We start from the raw sequence: 17,808 nt of genomic DNA, 5'->3' as shown, positions 1-17,808 counted from the left end.
CCTTATTTGCGATTTTTCCAGTGTTCGGCGTACATCTTGTTTAGTTCTGCCGGAGACATATGCTTTGTATTCATTGCGCCATCAGTGGTAGCAATACCCTGATTCTGGGGGGCAATGTGATTTTTTGCTCTGTTCAGTGCCGCTGCAGCCGTAAATACCGCATCAACTGTTGCTTTGGGGGCTTTACTGAAATCACTGACACCAAATGCTTTCAGGCTGTCACCGGTACGCATGGCATGAGTCAGAGCCTGACGTTTCAGTCCTTTATCACCCGTTGGCTTAAACCCCGGGCAGATAATTTCAGCGGCAGAAATAATGTCGCGGCGGTACGCGGCATCACCTGTTACTTTTTTATCTTCTTCGGCATCTTCATCACCGGTCTGGGTGCTGTCATCAGGGATTGAATCAGCCGTCTTACCCTCCAGTTTATCCAGACGGGCAAGGATAGCTTTCGCCCACTCCGGCGCACCGTCATCACCGGTTTTGTTTTCAGTCACGGCGGTGACGTTATCTGCAGTCGTCCGGTTCTCCGCAGGGAGCGCGGTAGCCTGTGACGGAACGTTGATGTTGATAGTGTGTCCGGGAACTGAGTTCAGCCCGTCAGACGGCATATCCGGTGCTTCATCAATGAGCTGCTGTAACGCGGCTTCATCTTTGGTTTTAATCGCGTTAAGCGCTTTTTTAAGCCATGACATAGCAGGCTTCTCCTTTCTCTTTGTGATTGGGGCTGAATCCCCGATAGAACAACGAATGCCCGCCCGGCCTTTTTCAAGTCCGACTGCCAGGTGGTTACCTGTAATTTGATACTGTTTACCTTTGCCGGGAGATATCTGTTGATACAGTGCGTCATAGCCACAGCTGACCTCAGTCAGACCCTGCGTAATGGCGTCTATAGCTTCCTGACGCTTCACCAACACATCTGCAATCAGCAGGTCTGATTTATCGCCGGTACCGCGCCGGACATTCTGTATGTGTCCGTGAGCCAGTTCTGAATAGTTGGACGGGTTAACGAAAACGATATTTCCACCAGCGTCCTCCGGATGCCCCAGAGTGACCGCCACACCTTCAAAGCTCGCGATAGTCTCTTCGGAAAAGACCTCATCCTCTGTGCGGTACACGGTGACCGTACCGCTGGCATCAGGCTCCAGATCAATCTCTTCGGGCAGATATACCTGAGTGCCTGTCCGCGCAATCGGGACGTCTTTACACAACAGAGTGCCATCCGGCTGTTGATAACGGGTTTCCCCCAGCCGGGTGGTAAAGTAATATTTCATGTGGTTACCTGCTGAATTGCGGGCAATAAAAAAGGCCGCTGTTGCGACCCGTTATGTTCTTGCTGCCGGTACATGGACATCCTGCCAACATTTGCAGTTGGGGAGGCATCCGGCATGCCCTGTCAGTCCATCCAGTGTCGGCGGATTGTGCCAGTACACGAACTTATCCCGCATCTTTTTGTGTGACGGACGGGTTCCGGATCCTTCAATGCGCCACCAGTATCCTTCCGAGCCGATGGATAATGCCCGCGCCTGAGTGAGCGCACCGGTAGCGCGTCCAATCTCAGTGCGGGCTATCATCCGGGCGCGGCCTGCTGCCACATTCCCCGACTCCATGATCATCTGGTACAGTGCGTCCGGTCGCTCTCCGCTGATAACAGCCTGTATGGCTCTGTCCTGAATGTCCTTAACCCGCTCAGCCGCTTCCAGAGGCAGGGATTTCATCAGTTGGATCTGCCGGTATACGATATCCTGAGTCACCTGACCTACCGGGGTATTGCCGATAACATCACGCAGCCCCTCAGATATTTTTTCCGATACCGATTTCCATTGCCCCCACTCTTCACGCTCCACCTGCAAAAACATCTTATTGGCGGTCAGTGCCGACCAGTCATCCAGTACCCCGGAATACTCGTTAAGCATCCGGATAACTGTTTTTGAACTGGCATCAGAACCATCGTATGAGCCAGTGACGATTTTGCTTATCTGGTTTGCTATCGCCTGTAGGCTTTTCTGATACTGAATTTCCGAGCGACGGCGCAGGGCCGGTCTCAAATTCATCCGTCTCCCACTCGGCTTTCGCATCCTCAATATCCTTGTCTGTTATCGACCCGCCGATACCGGTGACATCAGCGATATTCCGCAGGTCGTTCATTGCAGCGTGGATCGGCATTATTCCCCGCTCCACCAGCGTGCTCAGTGCTGTGGCAACATTACCCGCCATTGTTGACCGGTCAGTGTCTGACATTTCCCACAGCTTGTTAAACACGAATGTGAAATCATCAGGCAACGGCTTACCGAACAACGAGCGCCAAGAGATATCCATCAGGCGCCGGATATGGCGGCGCAGTTTACGCTCCTGTGACGAGTTAACCCGGCTGTAATAGTTTTCCAGATCCCCGTCACCGGTACTGAATCCGGACGGTGACTGACCAAACAGGCGCACCAGCGGAATACCTGTCGCACCGGACACCTGTTCAGCAAAGCGGAGAATGACGTCAGCAATGCCTGAGAAGGAATAGCTGTGAGTGGCAAACTCATCTTTGGAATCCATCAAGGTCATCCCTTCTATGGTCTGAAATTCCCGAATCATATCCAGATGCTTCATCAGCCCTTTTTCCAGATCTCCGCCAGTTGCCAGCACCTGTCTCAGTCCATCAATACTATAGGTTCGCAGGTGAGCTTTATGAATTAACTGTGTTGTACCAACAGTGGCAGTATCGAATGCCTGAATGCGCTCAAAAATACGTTCAACGACAGACATCCCCCACCCGTTCTCTGTCAGAGACTGTTGATACGGAAGACTGTCACCGTCCATACGAATCAGCCGAGAATGGTGGATATTCCATTTCTCAAGCCCGTGCTGATTGGTAATAACGCGGTAATATTTGGGCTTACCGTAATCTGGTCCGTATTCTGTCACCGGGTCGCTGTAGCTTGGTTCTAACTGCCAGCGGTCAAGTGCGATAACGCCTTTGAACTGCCCTTCTTTGATAGTTTCAATATTCAGTGTCGTCGAGAAGTCCTGACCATCAATCATGATAACCAGCACCGCGCCGCCATAAAGCCGCGACCATTTGATAACATCATTCAGTCCGTCCCAGATTGCTGCCTCATCCCAGAAGTCTTCCAGACGGCCCTTATAGCCGGGCGGAAGTTTTGAGCTGATACTGACGCCTTTACGTGTCATATCATCAGCAATAGCATCTACTGCAGCACCGACCAGAAATGATGACCGGTAGGCAAATTCCAGCGTGGTTCTGTCGCGGGTTATGTACCCGGGGACGTACACGCCGCCTGACTGAATATTGGGCGTTGATGTCCCCATTTTTGCCGTGATGTTATTATACCCGTCACCGGTTCTAACGGGCTGTTTTGCGCCGTTACGGCGTTTTTTACGGGACATTTAATCCTCACGATAATTTATTAAAAAGAAGGGCTGTTTAACATAATGGGTGTTACCCGAATAAGCGGATCAAGGTTGATGCAAAAATAAGAGTGAACAGCATAAAAGAAGCAGATTAATACCGCTGTTCCGCACTGTATTTTTGTTGTTTAATTGTTACGAAAATCTTGATTTTAATCTCAGGGACATTAATGGATGAAGTGCCTGTTTTTGACAGTTTCAGCGTTTACCCAAAGAGGCCCATACACCAAGATCACCCTGACTGGTTATGTAACCATCCAATCCGTATCTGACGGCATCCCAACAGTGATTGTGTTTATCTTCAACCACCGGGAGTATATCCCCACTCATCCGGTCAACCTTGTACGAATAGAGTCGCGCCTCTTCAAGCATGTGCTTACAGCGAGGATGAATAACAATCTGTTCAAATCCCTTCAGGTAAGTTATCCCGTCTTCAACACTACCCGGCCATTTTGATGCGGAATCAATATTAAATCCCTGCCGAGACAAATAACTGATAGTTTCAGGTCGGCTGTTATCGCCGTGGATGGGCCATTTACGGGATTCCGGTATGCCTAGGTATTTTTTGTCGTCTCCGTCTTTCCATAATGGTATCTGTTCCGCTGTTGCCCCGTCTTTTCCCGCGTAAAACTTCCACAAGTCATCCAGTTCAACACCGACACCATATGACTCATACTCAATGTACAGAGTCCGCCCGATAATAAAACTTCGGATCAATGTGCTGGGGTCGTTGGCAAAACCGAAGTCAGCGCCGAAGAAAAGCCGGTCTGCCTGTTTCCACAGATCATCAGAAAACATTTCCTCGCGGTACTTCCCGGAGAAGATTACTGCCTCACTGATAGCCCGTGGCATTCCCAGCCAGATGTGTTCATACGCCTCATAGTCAACGCGCTTGCAGTACTCCATTTCATGCCGGAGTACATCTGGGAAAAAGATATTATCCCCGTAATTCACACAGAGTATGATTACCCCACCATCCGGAGGATCTGCCTCATGGCGTTTCATCAATTTGTATGTGGGGTCTTCTTCTTCGCGGGGATTATACGATACCCACACCTCTGATTTATTCGCACGAACTGTCGGGCCAAGAATATCCCAGCTATCCTGTGAAACTGTCTGTGCTTCTTCAACCCAACAAATTCGGATGCCATGCATCGACTTAATGCTGTTTATGTTGTTGCGCAGACCTTTGAATGTAAAACGGGTGCCATTAAGCCCCTCAATCTCATTATTCTTCACCTTGTAGAAGTGAGACAGTCCGAGGTTGTATATCTCCGATTCAAGTAACGCTAATACAGAATCGTTAATGGAATTCTGAAATTCACGAGCGCACAGGATCGTCATTGACTCATTAGCGCCCAACAATACCAGAGCTCTGGCAATCTCAACTGATTTGCCGCCGCCTCGCCCCCCGTACATCCAACGCCAGCGAACATCACCCACCGGCTTGTCATAAAGAACACCGGGAGCCCAATCGCTGCTGAATGAATACAGGACGCCACCAATTATTGTTGGGCTATCGCCTTTCCCGTGCGCAGTTTTTCCATGTGCGCATCCCATGCTTCGGGCGGACATGTTGACGGTGTAACAATGCAGACTTTGCCGTAGCTTAATCCGACCAGATCTACATTGACCTCCGTCTTATTGGTGCTCATATCTATCCCGGTAAGTTGCGCAGCATTTTTTACGTTAGGCGCAACCTGCCCGAATTTTTTTATCCGTAAGCGCATCCTTTGCGGCTTTGAAAGATAAGTCAGCCAGATCTTTGGCATTGAACGAGACCAACAGCGCAGCTTCCTGCCTCAGCTCCCTGATGCGCTGACGAACATCAGGTCGTTTTAATAAAATTGGAGCCTGTGTGTCTGCCCTGCTAGGCGAGTAGCCAGCGCAAATGGCAGCCTCTTTTTGGGGCATTCCCTGCGCAATGTTCTGCGCAAAAGTTTCATGCTGCGGTTTTAATATACCCGCGCTTTCCGTCGCATCTTCCTGCACATTATTCGCATCGGCATTTTGTGTACCAGCTGATATAGGTTGCTTCTTCTCAATTTTGCGAATATTTCCATTCGCAGCTTTATTCGCATTAACTTTCTGCGAATTCGCAATCTTAATATAACGCTTTGCGGTCGAGTAATTTAACCCTTGCTCTTCACACCACTCTTTCGGGGATATTCCTGATTTAGCATGTTCGGTGAGGAACCGCTGCTGTAGCATCCCCCAATCCGGTTTAGCCATCTTGTTTATCTCCTTAACCAATTAAAAAGCCCACTCAGTGAGCAGGCTTTGTGATGGGTTATGCATTAATCGTTTTCTGGAATATCTTTGCGATAGTTTTTATCTGCCTGACATTTCCACGCCCTGTGACAGACATACGGCGTACCTGTCCAATACATTCTGCCGTCGCATGAAGATTGCCATTACTCACAGTGACAATAGATACTTCACCGATTCTTTCTGCTTCAATGCCATATTGCTTCATTTCATCACCTGCAGTTGTTGTTCAATTTCCCTTACTGCCCGCTTATCGTGGTTGCAGTTTTCCGTTTCGCTCTGCATCCGCTTTTCTGATATCCATCAACTGCCCGTTTGCTATATCCAGCGCTTTCAATAATGGCTCAATCCACTCAGCTGCCTGGCAATATGTCAGTCGGCGGGTGGTAGTGGAGCCAACACCGGCTGTGTCAGTGATGCCGGGATCGGCACGCATTGCTGATTCGCGGATGGCGTAGGTGTGACTGAGCAGCCCGTCAGCAACAGACTGAGGAACATAAAGATTACAGTTAGATTCTTTACGGATGATGGTGCGGTATTCAATCTGCTTCTCCTGTGATTTGGCTTCTGCCTGAATGTTCCGGCTGGCGTTCGCCGCGGCAACGCGGTCAAAGATATCGAAGCTGGTGTAGGCGTTATCAATCACCTTTTGCTTGTCAGCAATCATATTGTCTTTGTGCTGCCCTTCTGATTGTTCGGCTGACAGCAGGCTGAACAACCATAACCCGAAGAACACCACAGCCCACAGCCAGCCATTGAGTAAAGCGGGAATAATCTTTTTCATGACCGGGTTATTTTTCCTTTGCCGATTTCAACCAGAATCAGATCCAAAAGTAACCCACCAGCCTGATTCGCCAGTTCTCTCATCTTTTTATTGTGTGCCGGTTTAACCCATTTCCATTCATTCAGACCTTTGCCAAACTTACTGGCGATAGCTTCATCCCGTTTATAATCGGCGCATGCCTCATTAAGTTGTTCCATTACGCTGACCTTGCGGGAATTAACAGCCGCGCCTTTTGACCAGTAGTCATGAAGAGCAGAAAAACATTCCTCCTGATAAGAAATAAGCTTATTGCGAATCGACGCTTTCACCTTATTCGGGTTAATACTGAACAACCAGCCGTTGAGTTTACGGAGGGGCATGCAGAGCATTTCCTGCAACCCGCCAGCGGAAGGTATGGTCATATGACCACAGCTGAATTTATCTTTTTGTGACATAAGTTTACGGTGCTGAGATTTCCAGTCGAGGCCAATAGCCTCAACAATGGGTTTCATGGCCACAAGCTCAGTACTGCCATCCTGAATGGTAGTTAGTGTGTCACCCTTAAACATAATTTCTGCGATTGCAGGATATTGCATAACGTTTACCTCAACTATGAAATGAACCTTTGCCGAAACGGAACGACAGCCCACCGAGGCTCGCCAGCACTACTGGCGCTCCCAAAGGCTCATTCCATAGGTTTAGATTCGGTGGTGTAATATGCGCTTTCGGTGCGCGGTGAAATTCGGATGTAAAAAAGGCCCCGCAATTGCGAAGCCTGTTAATCGGATGAAAGCTTAAAATCAAGCCGTCCTGATTAATCCCCTTGATTTTAAGGAGATTACGAAACGGGATGACTACTTAATTCTGAGGAGTCACCGGAACCGAAGCCTCCTGATTGTTTTCTTAGACAGGTATTTCGATATGAGGCGCGTCAATGAAGCGGGTTTCAATCGGCAGTGACGGGTCGTTCTTCCAGTTGATACCGAAGCGCAGCTTTATATTCAATTCATCAGCAGCCTGTTTAACCGCTTTCAGCAGGGGCTTGAATTCGTCAATCTGCCATTTGGTGTTGACCGGGATAATATCGACCGCGTGGCCGGTAAGGTGGCGGCTTTTCATGGTCTGTGATTTCTTCTCATTGACCAGTTGCTTTTGCCGTGCCTCGGTTCGTAATCCCTCAATCACAATGAAATCGACCGGTGTGATTTCCAGCGTCCGGCGGATAACTTTCACCAGGTCAGGATTGACACCTTTCAGGTTATCTTCACTGCGCTTACTGAATATGAAGCTACTCATTATCAATTTTCCTTTTTATCCGTTTCTCAAGCGCCTTAATGAACTCAGCACCCGACCATCCCGCCAGACCTGCAATGCCACCGGATAACTCCGGAACCCACGCGTAATAGCTCGCAGCAAGGAAGACCAGTGCACCGGCGAAAACAGAGACGACCATCTGAAGAAAGAAAATGCCCCAGCTAATGACTTCACCATTCAGGGCTTTATAGGCACAACTGGCAGCGGTGCCGAGTAAAGTCATGATGACTATCAGCAGACTACTGAACCAGCCGTAGTTGTTTGGGTCGTTAGGCATCTTTTTCATGGCTCACCCCCTGACGGAGGAATTTAGTTAAATGGGAAACGCCGCAACCGGTTTATACGTTCCAAACAGATTAATGTGAGGTGGTTACGGCATTATTCGGGTAAGCCCACCAGCGGCGGGCACACAATAAAAAAGGCCACGCAATGCGTAGCCCTGAGATAAATGCCAGTTAAGCGACTGGCAGCGCTAATCCCTGTCTGATATTGTTAAATCGCCAAAAATAACCACCCAAACAAGGAATAACAATATGAATTATGAAGATCCCAGATCTTGTATTTTCTCATTTATTGAAGGACTCCCGACAACAATCAGGTCAACCGAACTAATCACACTGTTACTATTAATAAAACCTGATTTCACCATTACCGGCAACGAAGATGAAAATGACTTTTTGAATGATACCGCTGGTCTGCTCGAACGAACAGGTTATGCCGGGCTAGGCATGATTATTTTTTTTAAAACACTCATTAGCCGCAACATGAATAATGCGATGTTTAAGTTAGACAAGGCAGAATTTGGACTAAAAATGCTGAGACAAAAAAATCCGGAATTATCGAACCGGCTTTTAGTACAAAAGCCACTTCAACGCAAACATTATGAGTCCGCCATTAAAAAATGGAATGCTCTCTTAGCTGGCCCGCTATGTGACGCCAATATTGAATATCTTTCAAATAACCCGAGTATGACACTAACGACGATACAGTTAAGAAATCACGAGTAACGCTGTTCATTTCAGCGTGATAACAGGAATAACGAAATGTAGCCTTGACGCTCTGGACATTTTTATACTCAGAATTTTCATGATGAAAATGTAAGTGACGCATTTTTAAACCCTCAACCGCTTTTTCGAGGGCTTTTAACGCACTGAGAGTTGAGTGCGCACTCACTTCGATTGTGAACGTCTTTGGTCGCTCTTCATCTATACCAGCAAACAATGAGTGCAGATGTTGCCCTGAACGATCCATGCTACCTCCAGAAACGAAAAAACCCAGCGCATTGGCTGGGTTAGTTGGTAAAGTTACAAAATCGGCAACTTACATTGGAATAGTGGCTCACTGGTTCAAAAAAGTCAACATGTTTTTGCTATTTCGCTTCACGATCTTTTCTTTTTCTCTGCTTTTAAACGCATCTGTCAGCGGTTGGTATAATAAATACTCAACCGCTTTTAGTATTTCATCCACTTCTCTCCGGCATGTAGATATTGACGGTACTTTCTTTGCCGGCAGTCCACCTTTTCGTGCGACGATGTCCCGAAGTCTGTACTTTCCATGCTGCGCCCGGGCTATTGCTCTGTCTGATGCACAATAAACATAACGACTGAGCAGCATGTCAAAGGCTTCCGTATCGAGATGGTAAATTAGTTTGACCACCTCATTAATTAGCAGACCGTCATCATCACTACAAACAGGGCGACCCGGATAATCCCTGCGTTCAACAGTAGCCATAAACTGAGCTATCATACTGCCTTGTCGTTTTTCTAATCGCCCGCTATAAACCCAGGCACCGAACAATGATAACCAATTTTGTAACCATGCCTCACGTTCTTTGTCGAGTTTCAGCCCATCAGAGATACCTTTCATACCCGACATGTGCGCAGCTCCTTCACTTCCTGTTTTACTTGTTCCAGCAATAAAATTTCGCTGCCGTGGATCTGCTGCCATGTTGCCGGTGCTGCATGAAATCCGGTTTCATAACATGCCCGGTGATGTCGGGGACACAGCGGGAGCACTGAATAATGATCTGCGCGTTGCCCTGCCCCCTGACCGGAACGGAGATGATGGATTTCCGCCGGTGTTGGTCCATACCCCATGTTCAGGCAACATATACAGCCGAGCGCGGCCACATCTGACAGCCACTGCTGTTCTGCTTTGGTCTTTGATTTGGTCATTGGTCTTGCCTCTCAGGTAAAATCTAATAACTGTGCAGCCGCGTTTTCAGCAGCCTGTTGCGTGGGAAATTTGCGGTACAGAATGAAGTTCCACAGCACATCGAGTGTGGATTTATAGAGTTCGCCAAACTGTAGATCGTCCATTTTGGCAAAGCTGATTGATTTAGCGACGCGCCGCAGGCTGCCGTCAGGCATTTCGTAGGTGTCATACTGACCGGATTGTTCAATAGCCCAGGAGCGGAAAGCATCGAAGGATTTTGTTGCGGTGATGTTCTGAGCGCGTTTTTGCGCCACATCATTGAGATAGTCATCAGCTGCTGATTGCAGAACGTCAGCATTGTCCGTGTAATACGCCAGGTATTTTACATACCCGCGAACCAGTTCTTTTTCTTCAGGCGAAATGGTGCCGCCGACCGGTTCCCAGTATTCATAACCGAGGTTCAGGAGAGCAAAATATTTACGGTGGAATCGTGGGTTGCGTGCCTTTTTAAAATCAGCAGAGAGCACATCGCCGCACTTAACTTTTGAATGCAGGTAATCCCTTGCTGCCGGTGTCGCAGGCGCAAGAGTATCGTTGGGGAGTTTGATAAAGCTATGCTGTGCCATGGTTTTCTCCGGTGGCACAGCGGGTATTCAGGATGCTGGTTGTTCAGGCCAGCTCCTGAATAATACATTGATATGACAAATATTACTAACTATAAGCGCAACTTTAAATCATGCCACCCGAGAGTATTCCAGCATGCAGAATCACCACTTAAACAACACTCTGCCACCGGTAGTTTTTCACCACATTTCTGACAGGTTTTCCTTCCTAGCTGTTCTATCTCTGATTGTAGCGACCGGTCATCAATTCTGATTAACGAGGTCAGGTACTCATTCTGCTCGTAGGGATCCCGACCTGGTCGCCGTAATGCACAATTACGCTGCAGCATTTCCAGTTCCTGTTCATCCACCAGTAACTCAAGTTTGACGAGGCCTGTTTTCTTTTGCCGCGCCCTCTGCGCGGCTTTACGTTCTGTCGGGGACTTAGCCATTGAAATACACTCCATTCGATTTTCTCAGTTCCCGCTGAACCGCTGTAAATTCGGATATCAGTCGGTTCTGCTTTTCAGTAAACTGATACTCAGCTATATCAGTGCGATCCATTGTACGGGGAGTCAGGGGTTTACTTTTCCTCTCCGCCGGTCTGTTCCAGGGGGCTGTTTTCTTTTCGTATGCCTGGGTTACCTCCATGGCGCATGGTAGTATTTCAAATGCACACCGTAATTTTCCGTGCCATTTCGTGACCTTCACGGCACCCGTTTTAAGCAGTGCGCTGATTACAGCTTGTACCTGATTACGGTCAGCGTTGTATTTTTCCCTGATATACTCACGGGTTATCTCCGTGCCAACTGGTATCTCTGCTGCAATTTTGGTATAAAGCATCATTACGCTGCCTCCCCTGATACTCCGGCCTCTTTCACTGCATGTCCTATACGTGCTGCTGCAGTGACAAGGTGATCAGGGTCCATCTCAATACCAATAAACCGAAACCCTTCTGCTATCGCAGCCTTTCCGGTACTACCTGACCCCATAAATGGGTCAAGTACCGTGCCACCTGCGGGAGTGACCAGTCGGCAGAGGTAGCGCATTAAATCCACAGGCTTAACGGTCGGATGCGTATTTTTCGCGCCACTGGTACGCCCGGCACCGGCTCTCGGGTTATTAATTCCGGCGCTTCCCTCGGTACGGCCACCTGTCATTTCAGACGCTGACGCAGTAACGAAGCGATCCATTCCTTCGTCCCGATCCGTTTTACTGACTTTTGCACAATAAAAGAATCTTGCAGCGGAAGTTTCGGACTCAATGCGTGGCATAGGTGTTTTCTTTATATTTTTTAGTGCGCCGTAAACCTTGTTACCGTTATCGCTACCATCACTTTTAGCCTTTCCCTGCTGCCCCTTTGCATCCGGAAATGCAGAAAGAACCTCATCACTACCATCATGGATCACATTTGCAGGCCAGCGCCCTTCGCTGTTCTGTGTCCATTCAGCGCCTGGCGGCGTATCGCCATCCCGAACGTGAGAAAGCAGACCACCGGAACCACCAGCAAGCATCTCCTCAGTAGGCACGCGGCACGGGTCGATATTCAAAATTCCGGTTCCGTATTCATTAACATTTTCGAGAATAGTTGCACTAAATGGCTTACGAGCCATGACAATAGGTTCGTGTGCTGGTTTTAATGCCGTTCCCTTACCTTTGTGTTCACCATCAAGATTTTTCGATTTGGGAAACCCACTGCCGTAAATCCACATAATCTGATCCCGAATCTCAAAACCGGCATCTTCAATATTTACGACCAAGCGGTGATATGTCCGGCTTCCACCAAATGCCAGTAGATGCCCGCCCGGCTTTAACACCCGCAAACATTCAGCCCACTGTTCGACGGTTGGTACCGCGTAATCCCATTTGTTCGACATGAACCCGATGCCATACGGAGGATCCGTTACGATTGCATCCACTGAGTTATCCGGAAGGTTTTTTAAGGCGTGCTCACAGCGGCCGCCGATCAGTTGGTAGCTCATGGGAATCTCCGTGCTTTCAGGCTTATCGTTGGTTTGGATGGTTTCGGGTGAGTTGGTTATCTCCTGCACCGGCAGTGCGGCAAGAATACGTTCCCCAATCCAGCGCATTACCGGTACCGCCATGCTGTTACCAATAGCGCGATAACGCGGACCATCCGGACAATCAGCAGCATCTTTACCGCGCCAGCTGATTCGGGTGTGAAAATCCTGAAATCCCTGCAAGCGTTCACATTCAACCGGAGTCAGACGGCGGACGATATTTTTTGTTGATACCGCATGAACATCAGTTTTTGTCAGTGTGTAAGAGACGCCTGATTCATCGAACCCGTTTCCGTTACCACCATTTTCAGGGGACCGGCCGATAATATTCCCGGCTACAGCAATCGCAGGAGGCTGTCCACCGTTCTGGTTACTGTTGCTGCTGTTACCAGCCTTCAGCGTCGGGGAAATATTCTCAGCTGCATCCGCGCCGTGATCTTTACTGCTGAATGCGATACAGGCGTTTTCCTGTCCGTGATTACGTCCAAGAGTATGGGCTAGTTCATGATTCACGTCCGGATCCTGGGTACCGTGTACCGCGAAAGTATCGGTATCAAAATCTAAACGGGCGCCATGTGCTGTACAGGTAGTGGCAACCTTGATTGCACCGGAGGTATTACCGCCACCAAATGCGATCAGGTGTCCTGCTTGTGCCTGGTTATCGTCTGCGCCTGTTGCTCCAACGCCATTTTTAGTAAGGGCGGCAACTGTCTGTTCCGCTTCTCCGCGCGCCGGAGAATCCCCGTACAGGCTGTCGGACTCAAATAGTATTTCTGCGGGACAGATGTCTTTTCTAGCACTTGCGATAACGAAGACACGACGGCGGCGTTGGGGCACTCCGAGATATTGAGCATCGAAGATCCGCCACGCGACAGCTCTTTTCGGTCCAGACACATAACCAGCGTTTGACCATCTTTCCCCTGTCGGTTTGAGTTCTTCACTTTCTCCGGCAAGTCCTGCAAGAAAACAACCAAAGGCATTGTCTTTACTGCTGAGGACGCCGGGGACGTTTTCCCAGACGATGATTGCTGGCTGTTCGCCGTTTTGTTCTCTGATTTCATCAATACTGTCCGCCAATTCAACATACGAAAGGGTTAATTGCCCGCGCTCGTCACTCAGACCACCACGCAGACCGGCAACGCTGAACGCCTGGCACGGAGTTCCGCCAACCAGCAGATCGGGAGTTGTAACTGTTCCGGAATGAATCGCAGCCGCAATTTTTGTCATATCACCGAGGTTATTTACCTGCGGCCAGTGTGCTGCCAGTACCGCTGACGGGAACGGCTCAATCTCACTGAACCAGGCGGGGATCATCCCGATAGGTTCCCAGGCGACCGAGGCGGCTTCAATGCCGGAACATACAGATCCGTAAGTAAGCTGTTTCATACCTTCATCACCCCCTGCCAATAATTCAGTCGTTCCCGGAAAAACGATTGCTGATCTACAGGTGTTTTTTCGATAGCCACCAGCACCGCTGTTCTGTGAATCTTCTGCATTCTGAGCTGCTTCACCATCCGGCTTGCGACTAAATCAAGTTGCTCTTTTTCCTGATATTCCACGGGCCATAACGCACGGTTATGTGGTAGCCCTGCAGGTAAATAATCTGATTGTGCTGACATGATTATTCCCCCTGTTTCTTTGGTTCAGGTGCAGTCTGATGCGGGGCTTTTCTTCGGGCGCGGCGGGCAGCGTGAAGCCGGTCTAAGTGACAATTGGTGTAATCACAACCGTCATCCGGCTTGCGGGGATAGTTATCACGCACGAGCGATTCGTACGTAACAGGGTCTTTGATTATCATGGTCTTTGCCTCTTTTGGTCTTAAAGTGCTTTTTCAGTGTAACTGTGTCTTTTAGGCGCTTCTGCCCGTACCCTTGTATAAAACCCGCTGTCTGATTTCTTTCAGCATCTCAATCCCTTTTTCACGATAACTACCGTCTTTATCGAGCACCTCTGACACGGAAGCCGGGCGACTCCTGTTCCGGTTTTCAATCTGAGCCACAACCAGAGGGATCTGCTGACCGCCGTGTATGCGTTTCAACCAGTATTGCAATACCTTTTTGACCCCATTCCTTACCTCACTCCTTGTCTGGTTGTACTCTCTCATCCGACGGCGTGCCTCGGGGATAATCTGGTACATGATCGCGGATTTCCACGGGAATACCTCAGCTGACGGATAAAACCCCCTGTTCGCACAATAACGGTCAAATTCACGCATCACTTCATCCTCTGTAGGCAATCCGGACGTCTCCTGAATACCCTCTCTGCACCATGCGACAAACTTTCCACAACCCGGAATAAAATCACTGTTCTGCCTCCTGGCAAGACGCAGACCGGCATTAATTTGTTCGCGGGTATGAATTCCCCCTTCCAACATAGCCAGAACCCACTGGCGGCGTATTTCGTCAAACTCAGCCTGCGTGCGCACAGCGGCCCTGAATCCGGGAAATATCACACACAACTGCGTAAACAAATCGTTGAACTGACCGGAAATGAAATTTTTTAGTTGTTCACGGGCTCCCTGTTCCGGTGACACCACAGAAGAGGCCGGAAATCCTTTTGCCTGAATGGTTTTCAAGTGCGCGTCAATGCTGACCGGTTTCATGGTAATACCCCCGCACTGACCAGATCATTCTCGATGCCGTCAATCCAGTCCGTGTTGCTGAAATCCAGATTTTCACGACCAGCGGTACCGTGCTGCCGGTCTGACGGCAGAACAGAAAATTTCAGACTGAGTTTATCCCACTGCTCTCTGAGTTTTCCCGGGCTCAGGATGTTCCGACACCAGAACGCATCTCTGTTTACCCGTCCGAACATTTCGCAAATCTGACGGTGTGTGCGTCCATCCTGTCCGCACATCAGGCGGATCTCGTTTGCCCATTGTGTCCATGAAGGTTCTTTAGGCCGCGAAACCTCACCATCAGACTCCGCAGCCTGTTCGTACAAAGTCAGTATCCGCTGCCAAATCCACTGTGCGCATAGCAAGTCCTCAGCGGTACCCCACTGCCGTTTTCCGGCACTAAACACAGCAGCTTCCGGATGACGTGCAATAAAATCACTGTCGGGTGATACCTTGTGGTCGTCCGGCGGCGTAGCATCCGGACAAGAAGATCTTTTATCTGACGGATCTGTTTTTAATGACGGATCGGGGTCAACCATTGGGGGGTTAATCGCACCTGTTTTTTCAATATTTGCCCCACCAATATTTGACCCCTCAATATTTGACCCCTCAAAAATTGGGGGGGTGCTTTTGGGTGGGGTCATTTTGCGGTAGTGCTTTCTGGCTGCGCAGGATGCCAACTCCAGTTTTTCAACATTGATTCGATATACGTTACTCAGATTCCGATTTCCGGATTTACGTTCCTGCTTTGTTAACCAGTTATCGCGCTCCAGTTCCTTTATCGCCGCAGTGACCGTGTTTATGCTTTTGGCACCTATCTGACGGCGAATTGTTTCCACTGCAGGCCAGCTTATACCCTCATCACTAGCAAAATCAGCCAGTCGGGCCATAACCGCAACCCGGGATAAACTCAGTCCGGCAAAGGCACATCCTTCCCAGACCAAACCATGTAATTTACTGCTCACACTGCACCCCCTGCGTCTCAGCAGCATCACGAGGTTTATTCTGATTCAGTGCCCGCTCATGCCACTCATTAAACGCCGCAGATCGCCTTTCATCGAATATAGGGCGTATGGTTTCGATATCTGCAGGGATGCCGTTATGCATAAACCCATTGCGGTAGGTAATTTGTTCTGTCGTGTTCAGCATTGGTCTTGCCTCTCTCATGCGCTGGTCATGCGCATCGCATTTAATGCGGTTACTGCTTTTGATATGCGTTGTGACATGTCACGACTACCCAGAAGGGTTTCACACATCGCAGCAGCGAATTCTTTGATTGCCTGTGATGCCAGATAGTTAACCGAATCATCACCGTTCACCCGGGCCAGCCGGTCAGCGGGTAATGCAATTTCTATTGCCGGGATCAGTTCACTGAATTTTCTGTCGGATGCCGGTGACGTACCGCGCAACCACCTGAAAATCTGCTGCCTGTTGTTGTTAATGGCTTTCCAGTCTGCGTTCCCGGTTTTATCTTCTATCTGGTGTAAACGGTTCTGCCCGTTGTCGTGAGTGATTAAAAAAAGCGCACGACTAATTTCAATAGCGACATGCTCCTGCCCTTTTTCAGTCGCCCAAGCCTCAATTTCATCCTTGATAATTTTATTGTTATTCATCACTTTGCGTCTCCTGTCGCTAAATTGATTATGAATAATCAGTTTTATTTTTTACTAACCGCTAATATTCAGATCTGGCCAAATTTGAGCCCAGTCATCTGGTCTTAATTCTCTGCGAGTGACAGCACCACCAGTTTCTTTTTCTATCGCAGGGCATCTAGCCGGAGGAACAGGAACACGACCAGAGGCCATCTGTGAAAGATATGAACTGGATACCCCAAGATTCTCAGCTAATTTTTTTGCTCCGCCACGTTCAAGAGCAGAAATGTATTGTTTTAATTCCATGGTTTCTCCTTTGATTAATTCAAATGAGTTTAATGAATACTAAACATAAGTCAAGTATTTGCTTGTTTATGAAATACTAATCAAAATCATGCTATGAACATAAAAAAATATTCGGCAGAAACGCCTAAAAGAGTGGTTTACTGACAGAACTCTTCCTGAGAAAGAGAAGAGCTATTTATCTCAACTTATCAATGGGAAAGCATCTTTTGGAGAAAAAGCAGCCAGGAGATTAGAGCGTGATTATCATATGCCGGATGGCTTTTTGGATGTCGATAACTTCGGCGCTATTGAAGAAAAACCAGATATTTCACAGCTAACGCAGAGGCAGAAGATACTCATTGAGTTATTTGATGGGCTTCCGGATAGTGAGGCTGATGAGCTTTTAAAAGCTCTTGAAGAGAAAAAAACGGCATTATGACCAGCTTTTAGAAGAGCTGTTACATAAGCGCAATCAAAAACAAGCGTAGTTTTATTAATCAATTTATTAAAAGCAAGAAAGAGAGATGAGCCTCTTTCTTGCTTTTGTTACGTCTCGAACTTTAACGTTTAAACAATTCGATTAATCGCATTGTTGCGACAATGAATTCCATGACAATGATAAAACTCGACAGAATAGAATCCATCCGGTGCTCCTAAAAAGGAGCGCGATTATCAGTACATTACCCTTACGCTTCCTATCTGTACCTGATTAATCTAACTGTTAAGGTTAAACTACGCGCTCGGGTTTGGGTACCATCCGGCATCACTCGTA

General features: G+C 48.4%; 25 protein-coding genes and 1 pseudogene. 2 read left to right on the top strand and 24 right to left on the bottom strand.

Annotation, left to right across the window (positions count from 1 at the left end; genetic code table 11):
- Positions 1 to 2: 2 nt before the first annotated feature.
- From AYY17_RS07040 to AYY17_RS06995, 12 genes and pseudogenes are all read right to left on the bottom strand, one after another.
- Positions 3 to 1,274, bottom strand: coding sequence for a DUF2213 domain-containing protein (locus AYY17_RS07040; RefSeq protein ID WP_067422499.1), 1,272 nt, complete (start codon positions 1,272 to 1,274; stop codon positions 3 to 5).
- Between the two features lie 51 nt (positions 1,275 to 1,325).
- Positions 1,326 to 1,874 (bottom strand): phage head morphogenesis protein, encoded by a 549-nt coding sequence (locus AYY17_RS07035; RefSeq protein WP_156656662.1) that lies wholly within the window; start codon positions 1,872 to 1,874, stop codon positions 1,326 to 1,328.
- A 67-nt stretch (positions 1,875 to 1,941) separates the two neighbouring features.
- A complete protein-coding gene (locus AYY17_RS07030) occupies positions 1,942 to 3,399 on the bottom strand; it encodes a DUF1073 domain-containing protein (protein ID WP_067422497.1) in 1,458 nt (485 codons plus the stop codon).
- A gap of 219 nt (positions 3,400 to 3,618) precedes the next feature.
- The gene (locus AYY17_RS07025) at positions 3,619 to 4,839 is read right to left on the bottom strand and encodes a PBSX family phage terminase large subunit (protein ID WP_067422495.1); all 1,221 of its coding nucleotides are present in this window, start codon (positions 4,837 to 4,839) and stop codon (positions 3,619 to 3,621) included.
- An 86-nt stretch (positions 4,840 to 4,925) separates the two neighbouring features.
- Positions 4,926 to 5,075, bottom strand: coding sequence for a hypothetical protein (locus AYY17_RS22170; protein ID WP_235845313.1), 150 nt, complete (start codon positions 5,073 to 5,075; stop codon positions 4,926 to 4,928).
- 34 nt (positions 5,076 to 5,109) lie between these two features.
- Positions 5,110 to 5,334, bottom strand: a complete 225-nt coding sequence (locus AYY17_RS22700; RefSeq protein ID WP_412779014.1) for a terminase small subunit — start codon at positions 5,332 to 5,334, stop codon at positions 5,110 to 5,112.
- Between the two features lie 182 nt (positions 5,335 to 5,516).
- Positions 5,517 to 5,652 (bottom strand): annotated as a pseudogene (locus AYY17_RS22770) (terminase small subunit); the annotation flags it as partial.
- 58 nt (positions 5,653 to 5,710) lie between these two features.
- Positions 5,711 to 5,896 (bottom strand): hypothetical protein, encoded by a 186-nt coding sequence (locus AYY17_RS07015; RefSeq protein WP_067422493.1) that lies wholly within the window; start codon positions 5,894 to 5,896, stop codon positions 5,711 to 5,713.
- Between the two features lie 42 nt (positions 5,897 to 5,938).
- Positions 5,939 to 6,472 (bottom strand): hypothetical protein, encoded by a 534-nt coding sequence (locus tag AYY17_RS07010; protein WP_067422491.1) that lies wholly within the window; start codon positions 6,470 to 6,472, stop codon positions 5,939 to 5,941.
- Positions 6,469 to 7,047 carry a phage antirepressor N-terminal domain-containing protein gene (locus AYY17_RS07005; protein ID WP_235845311.1) on the bottom strand — a complete coding sequence of 193 codons (579 nt, stop codon included), beginning with the start codon at positions 7,045 to 7,047 and terminating at the stop codon, positions 6,469 to 6,471. The genes AYY17_RS07010 and AYY17_RS07005 overlap by 4 nt, the downstream gene beginning before the upstream one ends.
- 307 nt (positions 7,048 to 7,354) lie before the next feature.
- Positions 7,355 to 7,747: a M15 family metallopeptidase gene (locus AYY17_RS07000; RefSeq protein ID WP_067422489.1), complete on the bottom strand. Its 393-nt coding sequence runs from the start codon at positions 7,745 to 7,747 to the stop codon at positions 7,355 to 7,357.
- Entirely contained in the window at positions 7,740 to 8,051 is a 312-nt protein-coding gene (locus tag AYY17_RS06995; protein WP_328585511.1) for a phage holin family protein, read from the bottom strand. The genes AYY17_RS07000 and AYY17_RS06995 overlap by 8 nt, the downstream gene beginning before the upstream one ends.
- A gap of 247 nt (positions 8,052 to 8,298) precedes the next feature.
- Between AYY17_RS06995 and AYY17_RS06990 the strand changes: the two genes are divergently transcribed.
- Complete coding sequence (locus AYY17_RS06990) at positions 8,299 to 8,772, top strand: hypothetical protein (protein WP_067422487.1); 474 nt, start codon at positions 8,299 to 8,301, stop codon at positions 8,770 to 8,772.
- Between the two features lie 331 nt (positions 8,773 to 9,103).
- Here AYY17_RS06990 and AYY17_RS06985 read toward each other — a convergent pair whose 3' ends face one another.
- The 12 genes from AYY17_RS06985 to AYY17_RS06930 form a co-directional block, all read right to left on the bottom strand.
- Complete coding sequence (locus AYY17_RS06985; protein ID WP_067422485.1) at positions 9,104 to 9,640, bottom strand: antiterminator Q family protein; 537 nt, start codon at positions 9,638 to 9,640, stop codon at positions 9,104 to 9,106.
- Positions 9,628 to 9,939 (bottom strand): Ref family recombination enhancement nuclease, encoded by a 312-nt coding sequence (locus AYY17_RS06980; protein ID WP_067422483.1) that lies wholly within the window; start codon positions 9,937 to 9,939, stop codon positions 9,628 to 9,630. Before AYY17_RS06980 ends, AYY17_RS06985 begins: the two co-directional genes overlap by 13 nt.
- Before the next feature lie 12 nt (positions 9,940 to 9,951).
- A complete protein-coding gene (locus AYY17_RS06975; RefSeq protein ID WP_067422481.1) occupies positions 9,952 to 10,545 on the bottom strand; it encodes a DUF1367 family protein in 594 nt (197 codons plus the stop codon).
- Positions 10,546 to 10,634: 89 nt separating this feature from the next.
- The gene (locus AYY17_RS06970; RefSeq protein WP_067422479.1) at positions 10,635 to 10,973 is read right to left on the bottom strand and encodes a hypothetical protein; all 339 of its coding nucleotides are present in this window, start codon (positions 10,971 to 10,973) and stop codon (positions 10,635 to 10,637) included.
- Between the two features lie 393 nt (positions 10,974 to 11,366).
- Positions 11,367 to 13,928, bottom strand: a complete 2,562-nt coding sequence (gene dcm / locus AYY17_RS22165) for a DNA (cytosine-5-)-methyltransferase (protein WP_235845310.1) — start codon at positions 13,926 to 13,928, stop codon at positions 11,367 to 11,369.
- Positions 13,925 to 14,161: a hypothetical protein gene (locus AYY17_RS06955; protein WP_067422475.1), complete on the bottom strand. Its 237-nt coding sequence runs from the start codon at positions 14,159 to 14,161 to the stop codon at positions 13,925 to 13,927. Before AYY17_RS06955 ends, dcm begins: the two co-directional genes overlap by 4 nt.
- Positions 14,162 to 14,163: 2 nt before the next feature.
- Positions 14,164 to 14,340, bottom strand: coding sequence for a palmdelphin (locus AYY17_RS21145; RefSeq protein WP_082981315.1), 177 nt, complete (start codon positions 14,338 to 14,340; stop codon positions 14,164 to 14,166).
- 51 nt (positions 14,341 to 14,391) lie between these two features.
- Positions 14,392 to 15,144 (bottom strand): replication protein P, encoded by a 753-nt coding sequence (locus tag AYY17_RS06950; RefSeq protein ID WP_067422473.1) that lies wholly within the window; start codon positions 15,142 to 15,144, stop codon positions 14,392 to 14,394.
- Positions 15,141 to 16,124 (bottom strand): helix-turn-helix domain-containing protein, encoded by a 984-nt coding sequence (locus tag AYY17_RS06945; protein ID WP_067422471.1) that lies wholly within the window; start codon positions 16,122 to 16,124, stop codon positions 15,141 to 15,143. Before AYY17_RS06945 ends, AYY17_RS06950 begins: the two co-directional genes overlap by 4 nt.
- The gene (locus tag AYY17_RS06940; RefSeq protein ID WP_067422469.1) at positions 16,114 to 16,308 is read right to left on the bottom strand and encodes a hypothetical protein; all 195 of its coding nucleotides are present in this window, start codon (positions 16,306 to 16,308) and stop codon (positions 16,114 to 16,116) included. The genes AYY17_RS06945 and AYY17_RS06940 overlap by 11 nt, the downstream gene beginning before the upstream one ends.
- Before the next feature lie 14 nt (positions 16,309 to 16,322).
- Positions 16,323 to 16,772 carry a toxin YdaT family protein gene (locus tag AYY17_RS06935; RefSeq protein ID WP_067422467.1) on the bottom strand — a complete coding sequence of 150 codons (450 nt, stop codon included), beginning with the start codon at positions 16,770 to 16,772 and terminating at the stop codon, positions 16,323 to 16,325.
- 54 nt (positions 16,773 to 16,826) lie between these two features.
- Positions 16,827 to 17,057, bottom strand: a complete 231-nt coding sequence (locus AYY17_RS06930; RefSeq protein ID WP_067422465.1) for a transcriptional regulator — start codon at positions 17,055 to 17,057, stop codon at positions 16,827 to 16,829.
- Between the two features lie 262 nt (positions 17,058 to 17,319).
- Between AYY17_RS06930 and AYY17_RS22160 the strand changes: the two genes are divergently transcribed.
- Positions 17,320 to 17,475 (top strand): hypothetical protein, encoded by a 156-nt coding sequence (locus tag AYY17_RS22160; RefSeq protein ID WP_235845309.1) that lies wholly within the window; start codon positions 17,320 to 17,322, stop codon positions 17,473 to 17,475.
- Positions 17,476 to 17,808: the final 333 nt, after the last annotated feature.

The sequence above is a fragment of the Morganella psychrotolerans genome (genome assembly GCF_001676055.1).
Lineage (GTDB): Bacteria > Pseudomonadota > Gammaproteobacteria > Enterobacterales > Enterobacteriaceae > Morganella > Morganella psychrotolerans_B.
Note: the sequence above shows the minus strand (reverse complement) of the source record. Positions and strands in the feature narration are given on the sequence as shown.

What these genes read in the sequence shown, in the direction of transcription:
- AYY17_RS07010 (WP_067422491.1), bottom strand. Translation starts at nt 6,472, where the DNA reads ATGAAAAAGATTATTCCCGCTTTACTCAATGGCTGGCTGTGGGCTGTG.
- AYY17_RS06990 (WP_067422487.1), top strand. Translation starts at nt 8,299, where the DNA reads ATGAATTATGAAGATCCCAGATCTTGTATTTTCTCATTTATTGAAGGA.
- AYY17_RS06955 (WP_067422475.1), bottom strand. Translation starts at nt 14,161, where the DNA reads ATGTCAGCACAATCAGATTATTTACCTGCAGGGCTACCACATAACCGT.
- AYY17_RS07030 (WP_067422497.1), bottom strand. Translation starts at nt 3,399, where the DNA reads ATGTCCCGTAAAAAACGCCGTAACGGCGCAAAACAGCCCGTTAGAACC.
- AYY17_RS06995 (WP_328585511.1), bottom strand. Translation starts at nt 8,051, where the DNA reads ATGAAAAAGATGCCTAACGACCCAAACAACTACGGCTGGTTCAGTAGT.
- AYY17_RS06940 (WP_067422469.1), bottom strand. Translation starts at nt 16,308, where the DNA reads ATGCTGAACACGACAGAACAAATTACCTACCGCAATGGGTTTATGCAT.
- AYY17_RS06935 (WP_067422467.1), bottom strand. Translation starts at nt 16,772, where the DNA reads ATGAATAACAATAAAATTATCAAGGATGAAATTGAGGCTTGGGCGACT.
- AYY17_RS06985 (WP_067422485.1), bottom strand. Translation starts at nt 9,640, where the DNA reads ATGTCGGGTATGAAAGGTATCTCTGATGGGCTGAAACTCGACAAAGAA.
- AYY17_RS06980 (WP_067422483.1), bottom strand. Translation starts at nt 9,939, where the DNA reads ATGACCAAATCAAAGACCAAAGCAGAACAGCAGTGGCTGTCAGATGTG.
- AYY17_RS06950 (WP_067422473.1), bottom strand. Translation starts at nt 15,144, where the DNA reads ATGAAACCGGTCAGCATTGACGCGCACTTGAAAACCATTCAGGCAAAA.
- AYY17_RS07025 (WP_067422495.1), bottom strand. Translation starts at nt 4,839, where the DNA reads ATGTACGGGGGGCGAGGCGGCGGCAAATCAGTTGAGATTGCCAGAGCT.
- AYY17_RS22170 (WP_235845313.1), bottom strand. Translation starts at nt 5,075, where the DNA reads ATGAGCACCAATAAGACGGAGGTCAATGTAGATCTGGTCGGATTAAGC.
- AYY17_RS22700 (WP_412779014.1), bottom strand. Translation starts at nt 5,334, where the DNA reads ATGCCCCAAAAAGAGGCTGCCATTTGCGCTGGCTACTCGCCTAGCAGG.
- AYY17_RS21145 (WP_082981315.1), bottom strand. Translation starts at nt 14,340, where the DNA reads ATGATAATCAAAGACCCTGTTACGTACGAATCGCTCGTGCGTGATAAC.
- AYY17_RS07000 (WP_067422489.1), bottom strand. Translation starts at nt 7,747, where the DNA reads ATGAGTAGCTTCATATTCAGTAAGCGCAGTGAAGATAACCTGAAAGGT.
- AYY17_RS07005 (WP_235845311.1), bottom strand. Translation starts at nt 7,047, where the DNA reads ATGCAATATCCTGCAATCGCAGAAATTATGTTTAAGGGTGACACACTA.
- AYY17_RS06930 (WP_067422465.1), bottom strand. Translation starts at nt 17,057, where the DNA reads ATGGAATTAAAACAATACATTTCTGCTCTTGAACGTGGCGGAGCAAAA.
- AYY17_RS07040 (WP_067422499.1), bottom strand. Translation starts at nt 1,274, where the DNA reads ATGAAATATTACTTTACCACCCGGCTGGGGGAAACCCGTTATCAACAG.
- dcm (WP_235845310.1), bottom strand. Translation starts at nt 13,928, where the DNA reads ATGAAACAGCTTACTTACGGATCTGTATGTTCCGGCATTGAAGCCGCC.
- AYY17_RS07015 (WP_067422493.1), bottom strand. Translation starts at nt 5,896, where the DNA reads ATGAAGCAATATGGCATTGAAGCAGAAAGAATCGGTGAAGTATCTATT.
- AYY17_RS06975 (WP_067422481.1), bottom strand. Translation starts at nt 10,545, where the DNA reads ATGGCACAGCATAGCTTTATCAAACTCCCCAACGATACTCTTGCGCCT.
- AYY17_RS06970 (WP_067422479.1), bottom strand. Translation starts at nt 10,973, where the DNA reads ATGGCTAAGTCCCCGACAGAACGTAAAGCCGCGCAGAGGGCGCGGCAA.